The organism is Acinetobacter sp. ANC5681, from assembly GCF_023488045.1.
GTDB lineage: Bacteria > Pseudomonadota > Gammaproteobacteria > Pseudomonadales > Moraxellaceae > Acinetobacter.
This window is the reverse complement of the sequence record NZ_JAMFKZ010000007.1, coordinates 35,283-59,302: the sequence shown is the minus strand read 5'-3', so window position 1 is coordinate 59,302 and position 24,020 is coordinate 35,283. Positions and strand designations below refer to the sequence as shown.

Annotated in this window: 21 protein-coding genes; 9 read left to right on the top strand and 12 right to left on the bottom strand. The window is 39.4% G+C overall.

The features are described 5' to 3' along the window. Positions 1-164 precede the first annotated feature (164 nt). The 6 genes from M5121_RS15905 (at position 165) to M5121_RS06305 (ending at position 6,949) form a co-directional block, all read left to right on the top strand. Positions 165-344 (top strand): hypothetical protein, encoded by a 180-nt coding sequence (locus tag M5121_RS15905; RefSeq protein WP_001141891.1) that lies wholly within the window; start codon positions 165-167, stop codon positions 342-344. 96 nt (positions 345-440) lie between these two features. Beyond that, complete coding sequence (locus M5121_RS06325; RefSeq protein ID WP_008942238.1) at positions 441-1,472, top strand: cyclic AMP-AMP-AMP synthase; 1,032 nt, start codon at positions 441-443, stop codon at positions 1,470-1,472. Beyond that, entirely contained in the window at positions 1,472-3,184 is a 1,713-nt protein-coding gene (locus tag M5121_RS06320; protein ID WP_000421732.1) for a ThiF family adenylyltransferase, read from the top strand. The genes M5121_RS06325 and M5121_RS06320 overlap by 1 nt, the downstream gene beginning before the upstream one ends. Before the next feature lie 5 nt (positions 3,185-3,189). After that, positions 3,190-3,651, top strand: a complete 462-nt coding sequence (locus tag M5121_RS06315) for a Mov34/MPN/PAD-1 family protein (RefSeq protein ID WP_000913090.1) — start codon at positions 3,190-3,192, stop codon at positions 3,649-3,651. 2 nt (positions 3,652-3,653) lie between these two features. After that, positions 3,654-5,042 (top strand): CD-NTase-associated endodeoxyribonuclease Cap4, encoded by a 1,389-nt coding sequence (gene cap4 / locus M5121_RS06310; RefSeq protein ID WP_001276481.1) that lies wholly within the window; start codon positions 3,654-3,656, stop codon positions 5,040-5,042. Positions 5,043-5,086: 44 nt separating this feature from the next. Beyond that, positions 5,087-6,949, top strand: a complete 1,863-nt coding sequence (locus tag M5121_RS06305) for a hypothetical protein (RefSeq protein ID WP_004777775.1) — start codon at positions 5,087-5,089, stop codon at positions 6,947-6,949. Between the two features lie 185 nt (positions 6,950-7,134). On the opposite strand, the gene M5121_RS06300 is transcribed toward M5121_RS06305, so the two are convergent. The 7 genes from M5121_RS06300 to M5121_RS06270 all read right to left on the bottom strand — a co-directional run bounded on the left by M5121_RS06300 (position 7,135) and on the right by M5121_RS06270 (position 15,633). Continuing rightward, the gene (locus M5121_RS06300; RefSeq protein ID WP_000094607.1) at positions 7,135-8,208 is read right to left on the bottom strand and encodes a cation diffusion facilitator family transporter; all 1,074 of its coding nucleotides are present in this window, start codon (positions 8,206-8,208) and stop codon (positions 7,135-7,137) included. Between the two features lie 16 nt (positions 8,209-8,224). After that, complete coding sequence (locus M5121_RS06295; RefSeq protein ID WP_007479719.1) at positions 8,225-8,764, bottom strand: nuclear transport factor 2 family protein; 540 nt, start codon at positions 8,762-8,764, stop codon at positions 8,225-8,227. A gap of 10 nt (positions 8,765-8,774) precedes the next feature. Then, positions 8,775-9,158 (bottom strand): hypothetical protein, encoded by a 384-nt coding sequence (locus M5121_RS06290; RefSeq protein ID WP_005060897.1) that lies wholly within the window; start codon positions 9,156-9,158, stop codon positions 8,775-8,777. Between the two features lie 76 nt (positions 9,159-9,234). Then, positions 9,235-10,716 (bottom strand): efflux transporter outer membrane subunit, encoded by a 1,482-nt coding sequence (locus M5121_RS06285; RefSeq protein ID WP_005060895.1) that lies wholly within the window; start codon positions 10,714-10,716, stop codon positions 9,235-9,237. Beyond that, on the bottom strand, positions 10,713-13,877 hold the full coding sequence (locus tag M5121_RS06280; protein WP_004777768.1) for an efflux RND transporter permease subunit: 3,165 nt from the start codon (positions 13,875-13,877) through the stop codon (positions 10,713-10,715). The genes M5121_RS06285 and M5121_RS06280 overlap by 4 nt, the downstream gene beginning before the upstream one ends. Positions 13,878-13,880: 3 nt before the next feature. Continuing rightward, complete coding sequence (locus M5121_RS06275; RefSeq protein ID WP_004777767.1) at positions 13,881-15,062, bottom strand: efflux RND transporter periplasmic adaptor subunit; 1,182 nt, start codon at positions 15,060-15,062, stop codon at positions 13,881-13,883. 262 nt (positions 15,063-15,324) lie between these two features. Next, on the bottom strand, positions 15,325-15,633 hold the full coding sequence (locus tag M5121_RS06270) for an ArsR/SmtB family transcription factor (protein ID WP_000008556.1): 309 nt from the start codon (positions 15,631-15,633) through the stop codon (positions 15,325-15,327). Between the two features lie 121 nt (positions 15,634-15,754). On the opposite strand from M5121_RS06270, the gene M5121_RS06265 reads away from it, so the two are divergent. Next, positions 15,755-18,241 (top strand): heavy metal translocating P-type ATPase, encoded by a 2,487-nt coding sequence (locus tag M5121_RS06265; RefSeq protein ID WP_000536249.1) that lies wholly within the window; start codon positions 15,755-15,757, stop codon positions 18,239-18,241. Between the two features lie 10 nt (positions 18,242-18,251). Continuing rightward, positions 18,252-18,710 carry a Cu(I)-responsive transcriptional regulator gene (gene cueR, locus M5121_RS06260; protein ID WP_001020605.1) on the top strand — a complete coding sequence of 153 codons (459 nt, stop codon included), beginning with the start codon at positions 18,252-18,254 and terminating at the stop codon, positions 18,708-18,710. A 212-nt stretch (positions 18,711-18,922) separates the two neighbouring features. On the opposite strand, the gene M5121_RS06255 is transcribed toward cueR, so the two are convergent. From M5121_RS06255 to copM, 3 genes are all read right to left on the bottom strand, one after another. Next, on the bottom strand, positions 18,923-19,111 hold the full coding sequence (locus tag M5121_RS06255) for a heavy-metal-associated domain-containing protein (protein ID WP_000394310.1): 189 nt from the start codon (positions 19,109-19,111) through the stop codon (positions 18,923-18,925). 80 nt (positions 19,112-19,191) lie between these two features. After that, entirely contained in the window at positions 19,192-19,530 is a 339-nt protein-coding gene (gene fdx / locus M5121_RS06250; RefSeq protein ID WP_001124186.1) for an ISC system 2Fe-2S type ferredoxin, read from the bottom strand. A gap of 90 nt (positions 19,531-19,620) precedes the next feature. Further along, on the bottom strand, positions 19,621-20,301 hold the full coding sequence (gene copM / locus M5121_RS06245; protein WP_000680279.1) for a CopM family metallochaperone: 681 nt from the start codon (positions 20,299-20,301) through the stop codon (positions 19,621-19,623). A 488-nt stretch (positions 20,302-20,789) separates the two neighbouring features. Here copM and M5121_RS06240 point away from each other — a divergent pair, with 488 nt between their 5' ends. Continuing rightward, on the top strand, positions 20,790-21,893 hold the full coding sequence (locus tag M5121_RS06240) for a nucleotidyltransferase family protein (protein WP_001289337.1): 1,104 nt from the start codon (positions 20,790-20,792) through the stop codon (positions 21,891-21,893). Here M5121_RS06240 and M5121_RS06235 read toward each other — a convergent pair. Both M5121_RS06235 and M5121_RS06230 read right to left on the bottom strand, forming a co-directional pair. Continuing rightward, positions 21,882-22,520, bottom strand: a complete 639-nt coding sequence (locus M5121_RS06235; protein ID WP_000530048.1) for a Cap15 family cyclic dinucleotide receptor domain-containing protein — start codon at positions 22,518-22,520, stop codon at positions 21,882-21,884. The two genes, M5121_RS06240 and M5121_RS06235, sit on opposite strands and share 12 nt — an antisense overlap. Positions 22,521-22,588: 68 nt before the next feature. After that, positions 22,589-24,004, bottom strand: a complete 1,416-nt coding sequence (locus M5121_RS06230) for a hypothetical protein (protein WP_004777765.1) — start codon at positions 24,002-24,004, stop codon at positions 22,589-22,591. Between the last annotated feature and the right edge of the window lie 16 nt (positions 24,005-24,020).

Genomic DNA, 24,020 nt, shown 5'->3' with positions numbered 1-24,020 from the left:
TTTTCACACAGGAAAGGCATATGGCTCTAAGCCCTACGCATACCTCATGTTAGATCTGGCTGTCAGAACCCCATTCTAACATTTAGGCCCGTAAATCTCAAGATTTACCCGCTTATTTTGGTATGCGCCCTGAAAAACGAGCCGCCAAAATAGGAGGGCTAACAATGCCTACCGAAAATCAAGACTTCGTGTTTTGTAAATCTTATCGCCATAAATCTGGAAAAATTATTGTCCATCCAACTGGATATTTTAAATTTCCCAGAACTCGGCCATTGAAAGAAGAAAAGGATACTATCCGTAATAAAAAATCGGATGATCCTGATAACTCAAACTCAATATCGTAAACAAGGTTAAATAACCTACTGCTATGCAACAAAGTTCACAGTAGTAGGTTACTTAATTTTTCTGATCGCACTTAATTTTATGCCCCATTTTAGTACATGGGCTCAGAGAGAATTATGACAACTCAACAGCAGTTTCTTGACCTACTTTCCGATATTGAACCCTCTACAACAACGGTTAATGATTGTTCAAGCGCACATAATACGCTTCGTGATGCTTTAAAAGTGCATAATGAATTCAGCAAAGTACATGTGCATACATTCTTATCAGGTTCTTATAAAAGAAATACGGCAGTACGTCCGACTACCATAGGCGGAATCACACAAAGGCCAGATGTAGATATTATTGCCCTTACAAATCACACAATTAATGATGACCCTCAAATTGTCCTTGATGCAGTACATACGGCATTAAAGGATATTGGATATACCGATCTTACCGTTAACCGTCGTTCAGTAAATGTTAAGTTGAAAAAAGTTGATATGGATGTTGTCCCTATCATTTCAGATGGATATGGCGGCTATCTGATTCCAGACATTCATCTTGAAGAATGGCTAGTTACCAACCCTCCAGCTCATACCGAGTGGACTGTTGAGGTGAATAAAAATGCAAATGGTCGATTTAAGCCTCTTGTGAAGCTATTTAAATGGTGGCGTCGTGAGAACTTGTCTGATTTAAAAAGACCAAAAGGATTCATTTTAGAATGCCTGGTTGCCAAGCATATGAATTACTACGAATCCAACTATGAAAAGTTGTTTGTTTATCTTTTAGAAACGATCAGGGATTCTTATGGGATTTATGCGTCACTAGGCATAATTCCACATTTAGAAGATCCTGGTGTTGCAGGCAATAATGTTTTTTCTGCGGTTACAGCAGATGAGTTCAAAACTTTTTTTGAAAAGGTAGAAGAACAAGCTGCTATTGCACGAAACGCCTTAAATGAAACAGATGATGATAAAGCATTAGCCCTATGGCGGCAGGTTCTGGGTAATCGTTTTCCACGTTCGGCTTCACACAAAAGTGCAAACTCTGCTGATATGGCCAGCTCTTTAATCCGTTCTGCTCTAGGTGCGGGATTAACATTTCCATCAACCCCTGTTTATCCAAATAAACCAGGAGGCTTTGCGTAATGGAACTGCTAAAAACACCATTAGAACGCCTAGCTCAAGAACGGCAGTTATTGACTGATCTTGAGAAAGAGAAAAATAGTTTTAAGATTCAGGAATGGAACTCAACAGACACAAATGAACTGCATTTGAACTTCTCTCTAAAGATAGGAACTATAGATTTTAATGGTGTTTTAGTATATCCAGAGCTTTTCCCAGAGCTACCAGCATATATACGCCCACAAAAATCTGGTGAAAGATGGAGTATCTTGCACCAGTATGGTGGTTCAGGAGTGCTGTGTCTAGAATATGGCCCAGATAATTGGAATACCAATATCAGTGGAGTGGATCTAGTTAGAAGTGCCCAGCTTCTTTTATTAACAGATGCAATGACTGTATTGGAGATGAATGTAGAACCTGTACCATCTAGGCATTCTGAAACAATAGGTCAAAAATTAAGAAGTGTTTCAGAAAGGTTCATTGAAACACCTATGTTACGTCACATACTCTTGGGTAGTGATTCCGAGAAAATGGACTTTAAGATTGCCATCTCAAGCTTTCGAGACAAAACCGTTATTGTTCCAACAAATATTCAGAACAAACCTCTACCTGACATCGTACCATCATTTTCTAATGAAAGATTTGAATTGTCTGGATGGGCAATACGAATTGATTCTGTTCCTCAATTAAAGGAATCCGTAAATGACCGAGTTTCATTAGAATCCTTTTTAGGCAATTTATGGCCTGCTCAGGAGGAATTCACAAGTTCCATACAGCCTATATTGTTATATGACATAAAGGGTAACTTGGAACTATTCTTGGTTAATAATACAGCACCACTTTTCGTAAGTTATCCTGCTATTAATCTACATGATGATCAGAGCCAAAGATTGCCAGCACAATTTAGCCATCTCAATGATATAAGGGTAGCAATAGTAGGTCTTGGATCGTTAGGAAGTAAAATTGCAATTTCACTGGCACGGTCGGGTTGTAAAAACTTTCTACTTATTGATGATGATATTCTGCTCCCCCACAATCTTGTCCGTAATGAACTCAACTGGTTAGATGTTGGCTTTGCTAAAACCTATGCTGTTGAAAGAGCATTAAAACGAACAGCATTAGACATACAAGTTGAAACGTATGAAATGCAAATTGGTGGACAGGAAAATCCTCATTTAAATTCCAATATCGCTAATGCCATTGCCACATGTAATCTGATTGTTGATGCGACAGCAAATACCCATACGTTCTTAACATTAGCTGCAATTGCTAAAAGAAAACACATTCCCATGGTATGGGGTGAAATTTTTGGTGGCGGTGGTGGAGCAATGATGGCCCGTAGTCGTCCAACGTTAGATGCCTCCCCCTTAGAACTTCGCAATCATATTTATGGTGTCTTACAAACGTTGGAACCAATTCCAGAGGGCAAAGTTAATAATTACGGCTTTCAAACACAAAACCAAACATATATAGCATCAGATGCAGATGTAACAGCTCTTGCAGCATCTATGACGCAGTTCACATTAGATACTTTATGTACAATTGATGAGCAATCCTCTTATCCATATTCAGCATATTTAATAGGGTTCCGTAGATATTGGATGTTTCAATGTCCTTTTGATACTCGTCCTATCGACTGTTCGGGTGCTTTAGTAGCAGAATCTCCTACGGATAAAGAAATATTTGAAAGGGAAAATGGCAATTCTATTGAAGAGCCTGAACCGATGAAAGGTTAATACTGATGCTGAAAATATCCATTCCTACTGACATACAAGTTTTACTGGTAAAAGCCCTATTGAAGTCTGGAACCCACGAATGTGGCGGTGTTTTAATGGGTGAGCATATTGGTACAAACCATTTTAGAGTTAACTCATTAACTATTCAAAAGAGTGGAACGATAGCATCCTTTGTACGTGGAATTACGGATGCTATTAAAGCAATCCGTCTTTTTCATAAATCAACAAACAATAATTATCAAAAATTTAACTATTTAGGTGAATGGCATAGCCATCCTCTCTTCAGTGTACAACCCAGCAGTAAAGACCATCACACCATGAGGGAATTGGTGTCCGATCCAAAAGTGGGTGCAAATTTTGTAGTCTTACTGATTTTTCATTTAAAAAACAATCATCTTGATGGCAGTGCTCACACCTACCTACCAGATGGTTCCTGTTACCGATCCACCCTAGATTTAGAGAGATAATAATGAGTGCGAGTCTGTTAGAAAAACAATCAACTGGTGGTGCGATTGCACGAGTAGGATTTGAATATCAGGATGCATTTGTATTAAGGAGCTTACCGCTATGGCTTTCACAAAGTGCATTTAGCCATATAGTGAGTGAAGCATTAAGTGATATAGAAGTTTGTTATTTTTCTTCGGAAAAGTCATTACATGTAATGTATGAAGCAAAAAATCACTCCTTAACGGCTACGGAATTTTGGGATGAAATAAGGCGTTTTAAAAGTCTTTTTGATACCCACCCAAAAAACTTTATTTGGTTTAATTTAGTATGCCCAAGTTATAACACCGCTATCTCACCATTAATTTCAAAAATAGACCGATTAAGAGGGGTTGGATCTTCTTATGATGACGACTCTTCAGTTTCAGTGAATGGGCGCTCGGAATACCTTGATTGGTGTGTTGGTAAAAAAATTGATTTCTCTTTAGCTGAATTTGCTCTTGATTATGTTGGTTTCATAACTTTTAATTCTGAGAATAGTGAGTCTATATTTCTAAGTGAAATTCAAGACACAATAAATATTGAACTGCTCAGGAGTCAGGTCAAACAACTAAAAGATCAGTTTAAAAACCTGATTTCTCGTTCTTCTTTTGGTCCAATATATCGCAAAGACTTTGAAAATTTTATTTGCCATGCTCTTGAAGAAGATAGAAGCCAGTGGCTATTAGATCCTATTAAAATTAATCTTTCAGCATCATCCAGTCAGTATCAAGACTTAAACTTAGATATTAGTGATTTCAATGGTCCTGATCGTGCTCAAAAAACCTCCAGCGACTGGAACAGCCTAATCAAAAAAGCAGTATCGATTGGGGATTTCATTCATAACAGTGGTGACCGTAGAACCCTCCTTATAGATGGCAAACAAAGAATGTCCACTGCATGTATGCTTGGCTATGTTTTTAGTGCCACACGTAATTTCCTACTCGAAATAGAACATAATGGCCTCATTTATCGCACTGATGACCATAAACAGAAAGAGGGACAATTTTTTACTAAAATCGAAGCTGTTGAACCACAGGGTGAAACTGAAGCCATAGTCGCTATCGGATTTCCTACAGCTATAGGTAAAGACATTGACTCTACGATTAATGAAGTAAAGAGCTTGCCTAGATTGAATTTAGAAAGCTCTCATGCCATTGATAATATGGAGACTCTAAATCTTGCTGTGAGAGAGGCAAAATCTGCTTTAGTTTCATTTAAATCCGAAAATAAGTTATCTAAATTACACCTCTTTATTAAAGCACCCTCAGTTTTTGCAATGGTCTTGGGACATCGCTTGAATGGTATTTGCGATATCCAGCTTTACGATTGGGTAGATGGGCAATATATCCCTACAGCCGAACTGAACTTATAAGAAGAATTGATTATTCGATAATATTACCAATAGAGAGGTTGATCATGAACAATCATTCTAATGAAGAAAATACTGATAACTCTTCAGATAAAAAATCACCCGCATTCAAAGTCCTTGAATCCAATGCTGAAAAGTTCTTAATGGTTTGGTGGTATGGGGCGTTAGCAAAAGCTGATCGTAGAAATGCTCAACCTAAAGTTCATGTGGCTTTTAGGGAACTTCTGGAAGATTACACACCCACAGATAATTTTATTTTTATTGATGCAAATATAACAGATTTGATGTCTTGGCCTATTGGAACAGTTTGGCACCATGAACGATTAGTTGACTATCTTCCTTTGGAAATACGGGAATTTGATATTGATCATACAAATTTTAAACATACCTTTGTTCAAGCATATAAGCGAGATGAAAAGACAGGAAAAATAGATCATTTCTTCTCAGACAGGAATAAGTTTTATATTAACCCAAGCCAACGTGAAAATTGTATTTCTTTCTCTTTAAAGGATCAGGAATATAAGGAGCTTCTCGTACCTTGTTTTGAGTTTCTGGTGAGAGGATATGGCCTCTCTACAGAACTTCCTAGAATTCTAACAACATATGATGAGGTCGAAAGACATGAAAGGCTCTACACCCCTCATCCAGAAGAAGAAAATACATGGACTATCCTTATAGGTGATAGTCTCACATCAGATGATCATGTATTTATTGCCTACTATAAATATAGCGAATATACCCAAGATGCCGTAAGAATCTTATTTAGCAGTATTGCAAAACATGATGATTTTATCCAAAGAAACCATATATACCCTAAAGTAATGCCGTGGCATAAGGAAACGAGAAAAATTAGGGTTTCAGGTTTTTGTATTCCTGACACCAATGCTTTTTTAGCCTTGACAATTCTTGGAATAGAACTACCTGATCAAACACTTATCAGACGTGTTCCAAAGGTAATTCACCGCATTAAGAAACCTGTAGATGTCAACTCACCTAATCCTCCTCAGTTGCAACTAGGTCCTGGTCAGATTAACGTATCTGAAGATCAAGGAGGGCGCAAACCATTATTACAATCGGTTATTTTAGGTCATGAATTTACATGGTTAGGTTCAGGCCCTATCGGGGAAAAAAGTAAAACAAAGTATGAAAGAACCATCACCCAACCACAGAGAAAGAAAAATACTAAAGAAACCAATACAGTTGGTACAGGAGAACCTGATAGCTCTAAGGAAGTTCTAAATGTCCAAATTAACCCGACCACTAATGGAGATACAGAGTTTGAAGCTCCATATCATGGAAGAATCATGGGCCTATGGAATGCATGTTTAAAGGCACGCTCGTTAAATCCCAGTATTGTCAATGCAGTCCACTATTATACTTTTGAGGAAGAGTTTGATTACAGCGATAAACCCACTCTCATGGCTTTTTTCGTTAATTCAGAAACATTAAATAATAAAGATATTACAGATGGAGAAAAACAAACTTATAAAAATTGGTGTTATGCAAACTCAAATAAAACAGCACTTCGTGGAGCATTGGTCATCCGATTATCTCTTGTAAATTGCCCTCCAGTTTATCTTTTCGATATACAACCAGCGACTTACGTTTCAACTGTAGATGGGGAAAGTGTTCTCAAGGAGCGTGGGCATGCTGGTCTAATATTTAGGTCAAGAACCGTAGAACAATTTGAGCAGTATATTTCTGGGCTCATGGAGAGCCTGCCTTTGTCAGAGGGCTCTTATACGACAACTCTCCTAGGCTCCAATTTGGTTACTCAATTATTTGTTTTTAGACATTCAAAATCTGCTGGCTTGTCAGAGGGTGAATCAACGTTATTGAATGCTCTAAGAAAAATTGGAATTACGAATATCAAGTTAAAGGAGGAAAAGGAGGAAAAGGAGGAAAAATAATTTTCGAATCTTACAATTGTGACCATCTTCTTTTAGCCTATTCCATAATTCTTTCCTATGGGTAATTTTATTACATATCAAATTGAATTATATATAGTTTAATGGCACTTTTAAGTGCCATTAAACTTGGGTACCACTTGTGACTAGATAAGCACCTATATTAGGAATATTTAACCTTTTTAAACTCAGTGTTCTGAATCCTTTGGTATATTTTCAATAATGCAATGATGAATATCATCGTGATTGTTGAGTGATGTTTCAGCCTGAATAGTGACATGCTCAATACCTAGATTTTGTATGACATTCTCCAGATCATGTAAGAGTATCTGCACTTCCTGCATACTCATTTCTTCACTTACAACAATATGGCAGGATAAAATATAACGTTTACTTGTCAGACTCCATATATGTAAATCATGTACACCTTGAATTCGCTGGTCTTGAAGAATGGTTTCTTTGATTTCTGCCAAGTCAAATTTTTCTGGTGTACCCTGCATTAAAACATGCGAAGCCTTTACTACAACTGAATATCCACTGCGAAGAACAAGTATTGCAACTAGAACACTGGCTAAAGTATCTGCCCAGGCCCATCCAAAGAAGTAGATACATAGCGCAGCAGCAATTGCGCCAATAGAACCTAACAAATCACTGAGTACATGCAGGTAAGCACCTCGCATATTCAAGTCGTGTTCGGTATCACTACCTTTAAAAATCATTACTGCAACAATGATATTAATCAGCAATCCAATACTGGCAACGATCAACATCCCTTGTACTTCAATATGTTGTGGCTGCTGGAACCGTAGAATTGCCTCAATAAAGATGTACAGTGCGATACCAACCAGTGTAATACCATTCAATGCAGCAGCCAGTATTTCAAAGCGTTGATAGCCGTATGTTTTATTTTTGGTAATCTGTTTTTGACCGATAAAGACTGCTGCAAGTGCAATACCAAGTGCAACAGAGTCACTCAGCATGTGGCCAGCATCCGAAATCAAGGCCAAACTATTGGTAATAAAACCACCTATAAATTCCACTGCCATAAAAATGGTAATCAGTAAAAAACTTATGGTCAGAATTTTTTTATTACTCGGGATATGGCTGTGGTCGTGATCATGATGATGACCACCATGACCGTGATGGTGTCCTGAGTGATCATGGTTGTGTTTATGGCCGTTACCATGACTATGCTTATGCCCAGAATGATCATGTTCAGAGTGTTTATGCTTGTGATCTTGTGTATGGTTGTGCGAAGACATTTTATAGCATTCCTGATTATGGCTCTAACTGACTACGCAATGGATGATTGTTGTAGTAATCACCGATGTATGTAATCTTATTATTTTTAACCTCAAAAAATGAAGCACCTTTAAAAGTGATTACTTTTGCGTCTTTTTTACCAGACTGGTCTTTTTTATTGAGGGTTCCCTGAAGCTGCCATTCGACAGCAACCTTATCACCAACAATGAGTGGCGGGGATGTAAGCGTCATCTTCCGATCAGGAATGACTGTTAATAAAAACTTGGGTACCTCAATTACAGATGCTGTACCTTTACGGGTTTCTTCATTACTTGTATTGAAATACTCAACATTCGGGTCAAGAACTTTAGTCAGGTCATCTGGCTGCGTACCATTCCAGATATTAAGATAGCTCTCCACGGTTTCCAAAGCTGTATTGATCGGTGCTTTTGCATGCGAAATTGAAGCTAATCCTAACGTCATAAGAATGAGTAAGAATGTCATGAAAAAAGGCTTTGATTTTTCCTCTTGACCATCAAAATCTTGCTTCAATTGATTGATATAAATAATGTTCATCACATTCACCTTAGACTTGAGTAAGTTCATCAGCGATCCGTTCGGCATCTTCCCTGGTATCGACGATTTCATAAGGTATGCCAAATGCCTTTACAGCCATTTCCGTCATCTTTCTGATGGCAACTCTTTTTTCCTGATCAGGTTCAATGCAGATAATTGCCTTACACAACTGATTAAGTTCATCTTTATGGTTTTTAAGCCAAAGACCACGTTGTTTAAAGTCTTCAGGTGTTTCTTGCATTGATAATTGATCATAAACAATCACAAACGGACTACTCATTTCCAGGAACTCCTGCATTTCCAACTGCCATTGAGGTGAATAGCCTGGAACTGCCTGATCTTGCTTAAACTCAACAAATGGGAAGTTTTCTATATCATGGATAATAAATTTCATTTACATGACCTCATATTCTGTTTCATCTTTTCAGGAATTCATCTCTTTCCATCAAAAGATGAACTCCATCGATGTGCTATTTCAAAGATTTACGTTCAATCTGTACGGTATGTTCATTCCAGCCTCCACCTAATGCCTTGTAGAGGTTGACCTGATTATTCAGGCGTTCCAGGCGGGTCTGTATAAGTGCCTGCTGAGATGCGTACAGTGTTCGTTGTGAGTCGAGGACTGCGAGATAATTATCTTCACCAGCATCAAAACGTAAGGTTGCCAACTTATGAGCATCCTGGCTGGCCGCAATCATTTGCTGCTGCGATTTGATCTGTTCATCTAGCGTAGATTTGCCAGCCAGCCCATCAGCAACTTCACGAAAAGCTGTTTGAATAGATTTGTCATAGTTGATGACTTCAATCTGCTTCATGATATGTGAGCGATCCAGATTTGCCTGATTTAAACCTGCACTAAATATGGGCAAGTTAATCTTGGGCATAAAACTCCATGCACCTGTACCTGCATTAAATAGATTATCCAGACTGGAACTTGCCGTACCCGCCGAACCCGTTAGGGTAATGGATGGAAAAAATGCTGCACGGGCTGCTCCAATGTTTGCATTCGCAGCCTGAAGCTTATGTTCTGCGGCACGAATGTCTGGACGACGTTGAAGTAGATCCGATGGTAAACCAACTGGTATATCCTGTATGACAACCTGATCAGGAATTTTTGGGGACTGGTCCAATTGGACCGCAAGTTCCTGTGTTAATGGCGAACCCAGAAGTAACACCAGAGCATTACGATCCTGTGCAGTAATACGCAAGAATTTTGCATAATTGATTTGTGCTGTGCGCAGTCCTATTTCAGCTTGACGTAAGTCAAATCGGGTTGCATTACCAACATCAACAAGTTTCCTGGTCAAGTCATAGGATTTCTGCTGTGTCGCCAAAGTCGCCTTGGTTAAACCTAACGTTTCCTGATCGGCCTTATAGACCAGATAAGCATTAGCAACTGCGGATACCAGACTTAACTGTGATGCTGTCTGGACCTCTTTAGAAGCCAAATAGTTCTGTAAAGCCTGATCACTCAGACTGCGTACTCGGCCCCATAAATCGATTTCCCATGCGACCGAAGTAACACCAACCTGATACATGCGGGGGTTATAAGCAAGATCAGACGGTAAACGCTGACTGGCTGACTCTGCGGTAACACTCACATGTGGTAAACGGTCAGCACGACGAATACGATACTGTGCTTCTATCGCCTCAACATTTAAAGCTGTCACCTTAAAATCATGATTGTTTTTCAATGCATGATCGATGAGTTGGAGCAAGACAGGATCGGTATAAAAGTCACGCCAGCCAATATCGGCTGCGACTGTTTGCTTTCCATTGTTCACTTGCCGCCCTGGATAAGCTTCTCCTGTTGGATAGTGTTCCGACATAGGAGAGACAGGTCGCTCATATATTGGTGCCATTGAACATCCTGCAAGAATAGTGGCAATGGTTAGTACACTCATTTTCTTGAGGAAAGTGTATCGGTTTAAATGAAGTGTTAAATTTTTCATTTTGAACCCTCCTGTACGATTGCTTTGGCCTGTTCTCTACGCAGAATAAAATTACGAATGACGACATAGAAAATTGGTGTAAACAGTAAACCAAAGATCGTCACGCCTAGCATTCCAGAGAAAACAGCGATACCCATTGTATGACGCATTTCTGCACCAGCACCTGTGGCTAATACCAGTGGTATCACACCAGCAATAAATGCAATTGAGGTCATCAGAATTGGGCGTAATCTTAATCGGGCTGCTTCAAGTACCGCATCAAAAGGATTCAAACCCTCATCCTCTTTGGCTCGGGCAAACTCCACAATTAAGATGGCATTTTTTGCAGCAAGTCCCACCAGAACAACAAAGCCAATCTGGGTAAAGATGTTGTTATCACTACCAGTTACCCAAACACCCACAATCGCAGATAACAAGGCCATTGGTGCAATAAGTAATACTGCAAAAGGCATTGACCAACTGTTGTATTGAGCTGCAAGGAAAAGGAACGCCAAAATAATTGCCAGAGCAAAAACCATGACCGCAGTATTGCCTGTATTCTTCTCCTGATAGACCAGATCGGTCCATTCATAGGTCATGCCTTGTGGCAATGTTTCCTGCACAATTTTTTCAATTGCGGCAGTTGCCTGACCAGATGAATAACCTGGTGCAGCGTTACCACTAATATCGGCTGATGGGAAACTGTTATAGTGCATAACACGGTCGGGGCCAGAACTACGCTTAATCGTGACAAAGGTCGAAAGTGGAATCATGTCTCCCGCTGCATTTCTCACCTTTAACAGATTAATATTCTCTGGTTGCATACGGAATGGGGAATCTGCCTGAGCAATTACACGATAAGTACGACCAAACCGATTAAAGTCATTGATATAGATTGACCCCAGATTGATTTGTAGTGTTTCAAAAATATCGGTCAGTGGTACACCTTGTGACTTCGCTTTTACACGGTCAATATCAACTTCAATCTGTGGAGCATTTGCCTGGAAACTCGCAAGCATACCGACAAGTTCAGGCGTCTGAGAGGCTTTCGCCATAATCTCGCCCTGTACACGTGCCAGTGTTTCAAAGCCTAAACCAGCCCGATCTTCAATTTGTAGCTTGAATCCGCCCATAGAACCTAAGCCAGGTACTGGTGGTGGTGGAAAGATGCCCGCAAATCCGTCAGGAATCTGACTGAATTTGCCCATTAATTTTCCAGCAATTGCTTGTGCTGACAATGATGGGTCTTGGCGGGCTTCAAAAGGATCAAGCATGGCAAACATTAAGGCAGAGTTGGGTACATTGACTGGACCACTTGGCGTAAGTCCTGAGAAAGCCACAACGTTTTCGACGCCAGGCTCTTTCAAAGCAATCTGCGTCATCTGTTTAACCACAGCTTCTGTTCGGTCTAAAGATGCACCTGTAGGTAATTGGGCAATACCAACCAAATAATATTTGTCTTGGGCAGGAACAAACCCTTGCGGCACTTTATTGAAACCTAACCAGGTTAGGCCAAGGAAACCTACATACAAGATGAGCATGATGGCACTTAAACGTATACTCTTGCGTACTGCGTCCACATATTTGTCTGATGCCTTATCAAAGAATCGATTGAATCTTCTAAAGAACCAGCCGAATAAGCGCTCAGTCAAATCACGTTTTCTATCTCCAGCCTGATGAGGTTTAAGTAATATGCCTGCTAAAGCTGGTGAAAGTGTCAAAGAGGTGATTGCAGATAAGATAGTTGAAATAGCGATAGTCAAAGCAAATTGGCGATAAAACTCACCCTGTAATCCTGTAAGAAATGCCGAGGGAATGAATACAGCAGATAAAACCGCAGTAATCGCAATAATTGGTCCTGTGACTTCAGACATTGCTTTACGAGCCGCCTCTTTTGGCGATTCGCCTAATTTAATATGCTGTTCAACGTTTTCCACTACTACAATTGCATCATCAACTACAATACCAATCGAGAGAACCAGCCCGAATAATGTCAGGGTATTTAGGGAGAAGCCAAAATAATACATAATTGCAAACGTACCAATTAGGGAAACTGGAACGGCAATTAAAGGAATAATGGATGCGCGCCATGTTTGCAGGAAGAGGATGACAACAATGACAACAAGTGCAATGGCTTCCAACAGGGTAGTAATGACTGATTTTAAAGAAGCTTTTACGAAAATATTCGGATCATAGGGAATTTTATAATCCATACCCTCAGGGAAACCCTTCTTCAATTTTGCAATCGTTTTACGGACCTCATTTGAAACATCCAGCGCATTAGCACCTGGGGTCATAAAGATTTGTAAGGCAGAAGCCGGTTTACCATTCAATAAAGCTCTCATATTATAGGCATCAGAACCCAGTGCAACTCGTGCAACATCTTTTAGACGGGTGATTTGTCCAGCATCCCCAGCCTTGACTACGATCTCACTGAACTGTTCTTCAGTGGTTAAACGTCCCAGCGTATTAACCGTCACCTGATAGGCGGATGTTGTATTTGGCTGTTGACCAACAGAACCTGCAGCAACCTGCATGTTTTGTTCACGAATGGCGGCAACCACGTCATTGGCCGTTAAACCACGGGCAGCTACTTTTTCAGGATCAATCCAGACACGCATCGAATACTCACCAGCACCGAAAATTTCTATATTTCCAACGCCTGGTAAACGTGCAAGCTCATCACGAACATTCAAGAGTGCATAGTTGGATAAATACAGGGGATCATGGTTCTTGTTGGATGACACCAAATTGATGACCATGAGAACATCGGGGGAAGTTTTTTCAGTTACAACACCAATTCGTTGAACTTCTTCAGGTAAGCGTGGCAATGCGCGAGAAACCCTGTTTTGCACCTGTATCTGTGCCTTATCAGGGTCAGTACCCTGTTTAAAGGTAACGGTCAGTACCATCTTGCCATCGGCTGCGGTTTGAGAACTCATATACAACATGTTCTCAACACCATTCACGACTTGTTCCAAGGGGGAAGAAACCGTTTCGGCAATGATTTTGGGATTGGCACCAGGATAACTTGCGATGACCTGTACAGTTGGGGGTGTAATTGCCGGGTATTCACTCAATGGTAATTTAAACAGTGATAAAGCACCTAGAATGACGATCAGCACAGAGATCACGACCGCAAATATTGGCCGATTGACAAAGAAATGGGGGAAGTTCTTCATGGCTTATTTCCCCTGAGCAGCATTTTCAGACGGAACAGGGGCTTGCATTGGAATGATATTTGGCTTGACCTGCATTCCTGGACGAACCAGTCCCTTAATAATGACTTTATCGCCAGTTTGCAGACCACTGCTAATAATCCGCAATCCATCAAAGACCGAGCCAAGTGTTACAGGTCTAAATTCAACCGTATTATTCGAACCAAGAACCAGAACAAAATTATTGCCCTGATCTGTACCCACCGCCTGATCATCTATCAGAATGGTGGACTGTTTATTTCCAGTGGTCAGCTTAACTCTGGCAAACATACCTGGTGCTAATTCACCTGAATCATTGGCAATAGATGCCCTAACCCGTAGCGTCCCTGTACGCTGGTCAATTTGAGTACTTACAAAGTTTAATTTCCCTGTATAAGGATAAGTTTCTGTATTTGCCAATCCCATTTCGATTGGCAAGTTGAATTGTCCAGATTTATTTTGTCCCTTTAGATTGAGAAAGGTTTTTTCATCAAGGTCAAAATAAACATACAGTGGATTGACGGAAACGATGGTGGTTAAGGCTGTGGCATTGCCTGTATTTCCACCTGCAATCAAGTTGCCACTGGTGACAAGAACACGGTCAATACGTCCTGAAATCGGTGCTGTAATATTGGTATAAGATAAATCGAGCTTCGCTGCACTGACGGCTGCCTGAGCTTCCTGTACCTGAGCCTGGCGGTTATTTTTGGTTGCCAGTGCATCGTCATAAACCTTATTGGAGACGGCACCACTTTCGACCAGTTTATTTGCTCGATTAAAATCCAGAACAGCCTGGCTGTACTGAACCTCTGCTGCTTTCAGTCGTGCCTGGGCTGTATTCAGAGCAACCTGAAAAGGTTCAGGATCAATTTTAAATAATACCTGTCCCTTACGAACATAACTGCCCTCGGGAACACTAACACTATTAATGACACCACCAACACGGGACTTGATTTCAACGCTTTGTGGTGCTGATAAGTAGCCTGTATATTCTGCGGTTGGGTTAAGTTCCCGTGTAATCACTTCCGCAACAGGAACTTGAGGGACTGGCATTTGAGCTGCGGCAGCTTGTGGATTGGGTGCATCTGGTTTATTCGTTGCTGTGTAGAGCAAACCACCAGATATAGCCACCCCCACTGCAACAGCAATTACTGTAATTTGTTTTTTCATGGTGCTTACCTTTCATGCAATGCTACAACACGCTCTCAATAAGGTTTCTGTAGCAGTTGCCTGTATGCTAGAGTTTCCAATAATTGGAAGATCAATAGATCAGCCTTAAAAATACATAACAAATTAACATATGTTTAATCATTCATATGTTTAGTGCTAAAATAACTTAAATATTGCTACTTGAATAGCAAATATGAATAAATGATCATATGTATATATTTTTAAGAAGAAAAAGGAGTGAAGAAAATGAGTGTTTGCTACATTACTCTGAAATATGCTTAGCCATATCCGATAGAACCTGACTTACATGAATATCATCTATTTCATAAAAGACTTGTTTAGCTTGACGTTCACCTTTGACTAAACGGGCTGAACGCAATAAACGTAGATTGTGACTGACCAAGGACTGGGATAAATCAAGGGCATCACTGATTTCACCTACTGAACTAGGTCCACGCATACAAAAAAGTAGAATTTTAAGTCGTGAAGCATCACCCAATAGCCGAAATGTTTCAGCTAAAGACATAATCTCCTCTTGAGATAATTCTGTAGGGTGATCTTTAAAACTCATATTTATACTTAAATTCCAGTCATTAGCGAAAATATAGATGTTTACATATTCTACCCTTGACCTTTCCATAATGGCAAGGTTTATGCTCTTAGCAACTGGATAAGCTCTATAGGTATATCTTATGGGAACAGCAACAAATAAGCTTTCTAATAATATGAAAGTTACATTAAAAATTGAAGGTATGACATGTGCCAGTTGTGTTGGACGTGTTGAAAAAGCCCTCAAAAAAGTTGATGGTGTACAGTCAGCCTCGGTCAATCTGGCGACAGAACGTGCAGATATTGTACTTGATCAGCCTGTGGATCGTCAGGTACTGGTTCATGCCATTGAACAGTCAGGCTATGACGTGCCTGCAAATAATATTGAATTATCAATTAAAGGCATGACCTGTGCCAGTTGTGTAGGTCGTGTCGAAAAAGCCCTTAAAGCCGTTGCAGGTGTAAAAGAAGCCAATGTCAATCTTGCAACTGAGCGTGCAACGGTCAGTGGTACAGCAAATGTCGATGCCTTGATTGCCGCAATTGATAAAGCTGGTTACGATGCCACAGAAATTCAGGCTTCTATTCCTGACCAGACAGAGCAGCTTGAGAAAAAAGATCAGGAACGTGCTGAACTTAAACGTGATTTGATTCTCGCCTCCCTGTTGGCTTTACCTGTATTTATTCTGGAAATGGGATCTCACCTTATCCCTGGTGTACATCAACTGATTGATCAAACTATTGGGATGCAGAATAGCTGGTATTTACAATTCATACTGACCACACTGGTTTTGGTTATTCCAGGACGAAGATTCTATCAGAAAGGTTTTCCTGCATTATTCCGTCTAGCTCCTGATATGAATTCTTTGGTCGCTGTGGGAACATCAGCAGCATATTTGTTTTCTATTGTTGCCACATTCATACCAAACATCCTCCCATCAGGAACGGTGAATGTGTATTACGAAGCGGCTGCGGTGATTGTCGCATTAATCTTACTGGGTCGTTTCCTTGAAGCAAAAGCCAAAGGGCGAACCTCTGAAGCAATCCAGCGTTTAGTCAGCTTACAAGCCAAAACTGCCCATGTTTTACGCAATGGTCAAATGGTGGATATTGCAATAGACCAAGTGGTTGCAGGTGACATTATCATTGTAAAACCAGGGGAAAGAATCCCTGTTGATGGTCAAGTCACGGATGGAAAAAGCTTTGTCGATGAATCCATGATTACAGGTGAACCAATCCCTGTGGAAAAAGGCATCGGCAGTGATGTAGTGGGCGGTACCATTAACCAGAATGGCACGTTGACTTTTACCGCTGTGGCGGTGGGTGGCGAAACTATGCTGGCTCAAATCATTCGTTTGGTTGAGCAGGCACAGGGTTCTAAAATGCCGATTCAGGCTGTGGTGGATAAAGTGACCTTATGGTTTGTACCTGCGGTGATGATTGCCGCAGTGCTTACATTCCTGGTCTGGCTGATTTTTGGTCCATCACCAGCCTTAACTTTTGCATTGGTTAATGCGGTGGCAGTGTTGATCATTGCCTGTCCTTGTGCAATGGGATTGGCGACACCAACCTCAATTATGGTCGGTACAGGTCGTGGTGCAGAGTTGGGAGTACTGTTCCGCAAAGGCGAAGCCTTACAACTGTTAAAGGATGCCAAAGTTGTTGCAGTCGATAAAACAGGGACATTAACAGAGGGTCATCCCGTACTGACTGACTTTGAAGTGACTCAATTCTTTGAGCGTGATTATGTCCTAGGCATGGTTGCGGCTGTTGAATCCCGTTCTGAACATCCGATTGCTAAAGCAATTGTTGATGCGGCAAAAAGTGAAAACCTGACTTTACCTAAAGTTGATACGTTTGATTCAGTCACAGGCATGGGTGTCTGTGCAACCATCAATGGTAATGAAGAAATCAATATTGGTGCAGACCGTTATATGGTTCAACTTGGTATTGATGTTGCTCCATTTGTTGCCACAGCTCAGCGTCTGGGTGATGAGGGTAAATCACCACTTTATGTTGCTGTCGATGGTGAACTGGCAGGAATTATTGCAGTTGCTGACCCAATCAAAACCACAACGCCAGCAGCGATTAAGGCTCTACACCAATTAGGTCTCAAGGTAGCAATGGTGACGGGTGACAATGCTCGTACTGCTCGGGCAATTGCCAAACAATTGGGTATTGATGAAGTGATTGCTGAAGTTCTACCAGAGGGTAAAGTCAGTGCGGTTAAAGAGCTGAAAGCAAAATACGGCAATATCGCTTTTGTGGGTGATGGGATTAACGATGCACCCGCTTTGGCTGAAGCTGATGTCGGACTTGCGATTGGTACAGGTACAGATGTTGCAATTGAATCTGCCGATGTCGTGTTAATGTCAGGAAACTTACAAGGTGTTGCCAATGCGATTGCCTTGTCCAAAGCAACGATTGGTAATATTCACCAGAACTTATTCTGGGCATTTGCCTATAACACCATGTTGATTCCTGTTGCTGCTGGTATATTGTACCCAGCCTATGGAATACTGATGTCCCCAATCTTTGCAGCAGGAGCAATGGCTTTGTCCAGTGTATTTGTACTTGGCAATGCATTACGTTTACGTCGATTCCAGCCACCATCCGTCAGTCAAGGCTAAGGAGGATATGATGAACATTGGTAAAGTCTCTAAAGCTTCGGGAGTTACCGCCAAGATGATTCGTTATTATGAGCAGATTGGCCTAATTCCTGCTGCGGGACGTAATAATGCAGGTTATCGCTCTTACTCAGCAAATGATGTTGAACGTTTAAAGTTTATCAAGCGAAGTCGTGAACTCGGTTTTTCAGTAGCAGAAATATCAGACTTACTTGATTTATGGAATAACCGCGGTAGACAGAGTGCTGATGTCAAACGCCTTGCTCAGGGTCATAGTGAAAAGCTGGAAGAACGTATCAATGACCTACAGCAAATGGCGAATACCCTCAAGGACTTAATCGACTGTTGTGCTGGTGATAATAGACCCGACTGTCCGATTCTTGAAGGCTTGCAAGAACCTCACAATGAAATAAAGGACGTTCACCATCATAACGACCTGCTTTCCGTTTCACCTTTAACCCGAAAGAAATAGCAATAGGATATAGGGAGAAGTAAAATTAATTTTACTTCTCCCTATTTTTTATATTTATAACTATGAACTAAAATATGTCATTTCTTTTAGATACTTACATTGTCAAATAACTGCTAATTTAACATCACAAACATTCCTAAATATTGAGCTTATAATTCATTGCCCACAAAAAAGCGACTCAATAGAGAGTCGCTTTATCATTTCGTCCGTTTTTAACGAGGAGGAAAACCAGCCTCGGTTAAAGCCTCAACGATTTGCTGCTGTGTTGCAGTTGTTTCAACTTTTACACTACGATTGGGTGGTTCGGTGATGACCTTTGCATTGGCATCTATTGCTTGAATTGCTCTGGTTACACCACGGGCACAGCCACCACAAGTCATATCTTCAACATGAAATTCCATATTTAACTCCACTATTACTATTCAGGATGTGTTTAATATAAACCTTGCCATAATTGTAAGGTCAAGCATTAAAAGTAAAATTAATGTCCCTCAGATATATAATTGACTGTGTACTTAGGTATTTCTACCTCCAAGTTTTCATCTTGGACCTTAACCTGGCAAGATAGTCTTGATTGGGCCGTAAGCCCCCAGGCACGATCCAGTAAGTCCGCCTCTACATCATCCATTTCTTCTAAACTGTCGAACCCTTTTTTCAGAACAACATGGCATGTTGTACATGCACCTGATAAATCGCAGGCATGTTCTATGGGAATGCCATGATCCAATAAACTTCGACATAAATTACTTCCGCTTTCAATTTCAAGTTCCGCACCCTCTGGACAAATCTTTTCATGCGGAATAACTATAATTTTTGGCATATAACATAATCCTCAATTCATCAAATTTATAGATAAAACAAGGGGCTTTAAAAAGCCCCTCATTTAAAAGAATATCGAATAGAGAAGTATCTACTTATGTTTACTTAACCATTCATTCATCATCTTGATTTCTGATTCCTGGGCAGAGATAACATCTTCAGCAAGCTGGCGTACTTCTGGATCAGAACCATATTGAAGAACTACTTTTGCCATATCAATTGCACCTTGATGATGGGGGATCATGCCTCTCATGAAATCAACATCAGCATTTCCTGTAAATGGAACCATCATATCTGCGTGCATTTCATCATTGATCTTAATATATGCTTGAGTTGATGGGCTATCTTCATTTTTGCTGCCAGAATGATTTTTGTTTTTTGCCAACCATTCATTCATCATCTTGATTTCTGACTCTTGGGCAGAGATAACGTTCTCGGCAAGCTGACGCACTTCTGGATCAGAACCGTATTGAAGAACTACTTTTGCCATATCAACCGCACCCTGATGGTGAGGAATCATACCCAACATAAAGTCAGTATCTGCATTTCCCGTGAAATCAATACCCATTCCGCTGTGCATACGAGTATTTACTTCCATATAGGCATTTGTAGATGGATTATCTGTTTTAGCTGAACCATTCATATCATGGTGCATTGAATGGCTTTCATGTTTATTCTCACTCATTGAATTTTCCTTTGGAGCGTCAGAAGAGGAACACCCCGCACTAAATACAATCGCACCGATCATTAACATTGGAACAAAGTGTTTCATGGAGTTATCCTCTTACTACAATTATGAAAAAATAATGGGTAATAAGCTCGGAAGTTATTCTTTCATATCAGGTACATCATTACCCTTGATGTAGCAACTCTATTCTTTCCAATTATGGTAAGGTCAACACCTAATCAAATAAAAATAATTAAAAGAATAAAACAATTAAAAACAAATACTTAAAGACAATTAACTCCGTAGTGAGTCACAATAATCAATAGAATTAAAAAAATCACCTCCAATCACAAATAATATTTTTATATAAATATCAATGTGATATGTGTCTTCATGGTTTCACAATTATTTATTTGACTATTGGATGCACTACAAAAGACTACAAACATTCTCAAACTTTATACTTAAAAATTATCTTACTTCCCATCTTAAATTTGAGCATTTATGACAATAAAACCTTATTTATTAAAACCTTAAAATAATTATTAAGGTATAATTATTTTAACCATAACTACTATTTTTTGAGTTTCACAATGTCTGAAATTGATTTTTATAAAAGATTGAACAGATTAGAGAAAAGACGAAAAGGTACTGACCTTACATACAATGCTTTTGATAGTGTAACAGCAGGCGTAACTTCATTTAATGAGTTTGATGAATTAAAACGTACAATAGAAAAATGGCAGATTGTATCAGACAAACCATCTATCCGTTATGCAGTAGGAGCAATGCAAGAAGTTAGTAAACGTTACACAGAAATCAGTATTGAAACTGCTAAAAGAATTGAAAAACAATTAGAGCCTAGGCTACTAAATAATCATAACATTGTCACAGAATACAGATTACAAGGGTCAGTTCCCCTAAATATTCATATCAAAGGTGTAAGTGATGTTGATTTACTTGTACTTAACAAATCACATTATCGTACAGAGGGTTATTTAGGTACTTTACGTCATGATGATATAAAAATATTAAGAGAACTCAGGAACGCGTGCACTTATGAATTAAGACAAGCATATCCTGCCGTAACAATTGATACTACTGGTGCTAAATCTATAACTTTAACAGGTGGATCACTTCCTCGGGATGTAGATGTTGTACCCTCTCATTGGGTAGAAACATATGAGTACCAACAACAAAAGCACCTTTATTTAAGAGGAGTCAATATTCTAGATAATAAAACTCCTACTACATTGATGAACTTACCTTTCAAGCATATTTTTTATATAGATTACAAATGTAAATACTATGCTGATGGAGGATTGAAAAAATCTATCCGCCTTTGTAAAACAATAAAAGCCGATTTAGTTGAAGAGGGCAAAGTAATTTACTTAAGTAGTTTTGATCTAGCCTCTATTATGTATCATTCCAATCTAGAAAATTTAAAGAAAGGTAGAACAAATGCTTTAGCAATAGTTCTTGAAACAAAAAGATTTTTTGATTATCTGTATCATAACCCAAACTATAGAAATAGCTTATATACACCTGATATGACCAGAAAAATATTTGATAGTTATCAGAAAGAAACCTCTCTCACAACAATGAGCATTGCCTTAGATAAACTCGTTACGGAAATACGTAAAGATTTGGGTTACCTATATGACGAAACCATTGGCTCTTATCCATTAGTTATCTAATTTTTCCCATAACATTGTTCCCATGGTTCTTCGACCAGTAACATTATAATATTTAGCACTGGCACTTTTATTGTCTTTATGAAGTGTCAGCTCTACAAATCCTCGATGGATACGTAACTCTTCATGATCTAAATCTTTTGGTTTGTTTTCATAACTATAAAGAACTTTGTATTCTTCAATTTCGTCATAAATAATTGCAGCAGAAATACTGTCAGATGTGGAAAATTCTGTTTCTAATCTGATTCTTACTTTATCCCAACTTTGTAAAATTGTTACTTTTCCAATCCACTCTCTATTGTGCTTAATCATTTCAGAATTTTCTTCTTGGTAATCAGAGATACCTTTACATGACCATTCTCCCGAAATATCAGGATATTTCAGAATCTTGAAAAATAAACCTGTTTTCCATATCCATTTATCAAATAGAAAATAAAAAGTAAGAAATAATAAAGCAGTGATAGCACTAGAAATGATGACATTCCAATAAGGAGACAATCCACCCAAGAACTTCAGTAAAAAGTAAATCAATATCCAAGATATAAACGTAGCAAGTGAATAAACATATTTCCCTGCATGAGACCTATTGAATCCATTATGAACACAATATTCATGACCTAATTGCCCCATACATACCCTCTGGAAGCCCAAAATTCAGTTTTAACTTTATGTAGCTACATTAGCGTTATATGGTCCAGTTATACAAGCAATTTAGGTATCCAATATTGCTGATCACCAAACCTCACTTCAAAGCCATCATTCAGCCCCCTATAATTAATACTATCCATTTGATTAAAAAAGGATTTATCCAAATTATGAAAATACATCAATCCTAACTTTATCCACTCTAGTTCATTAAAATTTTCCTCTGGGGCTTTCATGATGGCCAACAATTGTTTTTCCAGTTTCTTCATATTACTTTTTTCTGTTATTTTTTCATCTAGTACCCATGACGTATCAAGGTTCGTATCATAATTCTTGTTTAAAAAATTAAGAAAGCCAACAATAGCGCAAGCTTGTCCAGGGGACTTAAATAAGTAATATTTTACATGCCACATTGTTGGTAAATCTAATCGTGATTGACTTACCAACAGCATTAAAGCAGATGCTGGTTTCATGGCTAAACGGGCAGAACGTATACTCGTTTTCCCTAAATCCATTTTATTTATTAAAACCTGATAATAGTTCTGAAGAATTTGGGCTGAAAGCGATGAACCAGGACATGAGTTCGCCAGTTTTCTCAGTTGGTCAAATTCAGAACAGTGGCCTTTAGATTGGGTATCTATATGCAGGTGATGTACTGCAACCAACCACCGGATGGGCAGCTCATATTTGCGTAAACCACTTGTTCTTAGTCTATGTAATAAAGAGTCATTGTCTGGGATCTGATCTCCCCAAAGATCACTGGTCTTTTCAAAAAAATGAATATGTTTACGAATTAGTAATGCAGCCTTATGCGGTCCAACCTCATGATCAAGCCAATTCATATAATCTTTAAAGTAACCTTTGAGGCTTGGATTTACTAATGTATTAACCAGTTCCTTAATCCTATTCCCCAATATTCTTCGCCATGTACATAATTCACAGTATTTCCCATATCCAGCAGGAATCTGTTGCTGGCAAGTTAGACATTGAAGTGGTGGACAGGTCAAACATTTCTTACAAAGCATTTTGCCTGACACAACATCCTGTTCAATCAACCTATATCTTCTACAACTTTGGCATGTCTGGTAATCACGGGTTGCACACTTTGGGCAAACTCTTAAATTATCTCCAAAACGGCTGATACGAGATAAGCGTTGTGATGTCACACCACACCGTTCACAAGCTTGAAACTCTCTAAAATAAACTGAACAACTATTACAAACAGGGCCTTGCTCCGTTATTTTTCCTATAGGGTAATCAATACGCTGACATCTAATGCAAGGTCTATTGGTTTCACATTGTTGGCAAACGGCCAAGTTATCAGCTTTATATAATCTGGAACTTTTACCACACGACGGACAATCCTGTTTTTTAAAAACTCGTACATAGCACTTATGGCAATAGTTACGCTGTTTATAAAGTCGGTGTATCTTTTCAACCGCATCACCACATTCATCACACTGAGGCATGGTGTTGTCCCCCCAA

What these genes read in the sequence shown, in the direction of transcription:
- M5121_RS06240 (WP_001289337.1), top strand. Translation starts at nt 20,790, where the DNA reads ATGTCTGAAATTGATTTTTATAAAAGATTGAACAGATTAGAGAAAAGA.
- M5121_RS06255 (WP_000394310.1), bottom strand. Translation starts at nt 19,111, where the DNA reads ATGGAATTTCATGTTGAAGATATGACTTGTGGTGGCTGTGCCCGTGGT.
- M5121_RS06290 (WP_005060897.1), bottom strand. Translation starts at nt 9,158, where the DNA reads ATGAAATTTATTATCCATGATATAGAAAACTTCCCATTTGTTGAGTTT.
- M5121_RS06285 (WP_005060895.1), bottom strand. Translation starts at nt 10,716, where the DNA reads ATGAAAAATTTAACACTTCATTTAAACCGATACACTTTCCTCAAGAAA.
- copM (WP_000680279.1), bottom strand. Translation starts at nt 20,301, where the DNA reads ATGAAACACTTTGTTCCAATGTTAATGATCGGTGCGATTGTATTTAGT.
- cueR (WP_001020605.1), top strand. Translation starts at nt 18,252, where the DNA reads ATGAACATTGGTAAAGTCTCTAAAGCTTCGGGAGTTACCGCCAAGATG.
- M5121_RS06280 (WP_004777768.1), bottom strand. Translation starts at nt 13,877, where the DNA reads ATGAAGAACTTCCCCCATTTCTTTGTCAATCGGCCAATATTTGCGGTC.
- M5121_RS06235 (WP_000530048.1), bottom strand. Translation starts at nt 22,520, where the DNA reads ATGGGGCAATTAGGTCATGAATATTGTGTTCATAATGGATTCAATAGG.
- M5121_RS15905 (WP_001141891.1), top strand. Translation starts at nt 165, where the DNA reads ATGCCTACCGAAAATCAAGACTTCGTGTTTTGTAAATCTTATCGCCAT.
- M5121_RS06300 (WP_000094607.1), bottom strand. Translation starts at nt 8,208, where the DNA reads ATGTCTTCGCACAACCATACACAAGATCACAAGCATAAACACTCTGAA.
- M5121_RS06295 (WP_007479719.1), bottom strand. Translation starts at nt 8,764, where the DNA reads ATGAACATTATTTATATCAATCAATTGAAGCAAGATTTTGATGGTCAA.
- M5121_RS06270 (WP_000008556.1), bottom strand. Translation starts at nt 15,633, where the DNA reads ATGAGTTTTAAAGATCACCCTACAGAATTATCTCAAGAGGAGATTATG.
- M5121_RS06275 (WP_004777767.1), bottom strand. Translation starts at nt 15,062, where the DNA reads ATGAAAAAACAAATTACAGTAATTGCTGTTGCAGTGGGGGTGGCTATA.
- M5121_RS06320 (WP_000421732.1), top strand. Translation starts at nt 1,472, where the DNA reads ATGGAACTGCTAAAAACACCATTAGAACGCCTAGCTCAAGAACGGCAG.
- M5121_RS06315 (WP_000913090.1), top strand. Translation starts at nt 3,190, where the DNA reads ATGCTGAAAATATCCATTCCTACTGACATACAAGTTTTACTGGTAAAA.
- M5121_RS06265 (WP_000536249.1), top strand. Translation starts at nt 15,755, where the DNA reads ATGGGAACAGCAACAAATAAGCTTTCTAATAATATGAAAGTTACATTA.
- fdx (WP_001124186.1), bottom strand. Translation starts at nt 19,530, where the DNA reads ATGCCAAAAATTATAGTTATTCCGCATGAAAAGATTTGTCCAGAGGGT.
- M5121_RS06305 (WP_004777775.1), top strand. Translation starts at nt 5,087, where the DNA reads ATGAACAATCATTCTAATGAAGAAAATACTGATAACTCTTCAGATAAA.
- M5121_RS06230 (WP_004777765.1), bottom strand. Translation starts at nt 24,004, where the DNA reads ATGCCTCAGTGTGATGAATGTGGTGATGCGGTTGAAAAGATACACCGA.
- cap4 (WP_001276481.1), top strand. Translation starts at nt 3,654, where the DNA reads ATGAGTGCGAGTCTGTTAGAAAAACAATCAACTGGTGGTGCGATTGCA.
- M5121_RS06325 (WP_008942238.1), top strand. Translation starts at nt 441, where the DNA reads ATGGGCTCAGAGAGAATTATGACAACTCAACAGCAGTTTCTTGACCTA.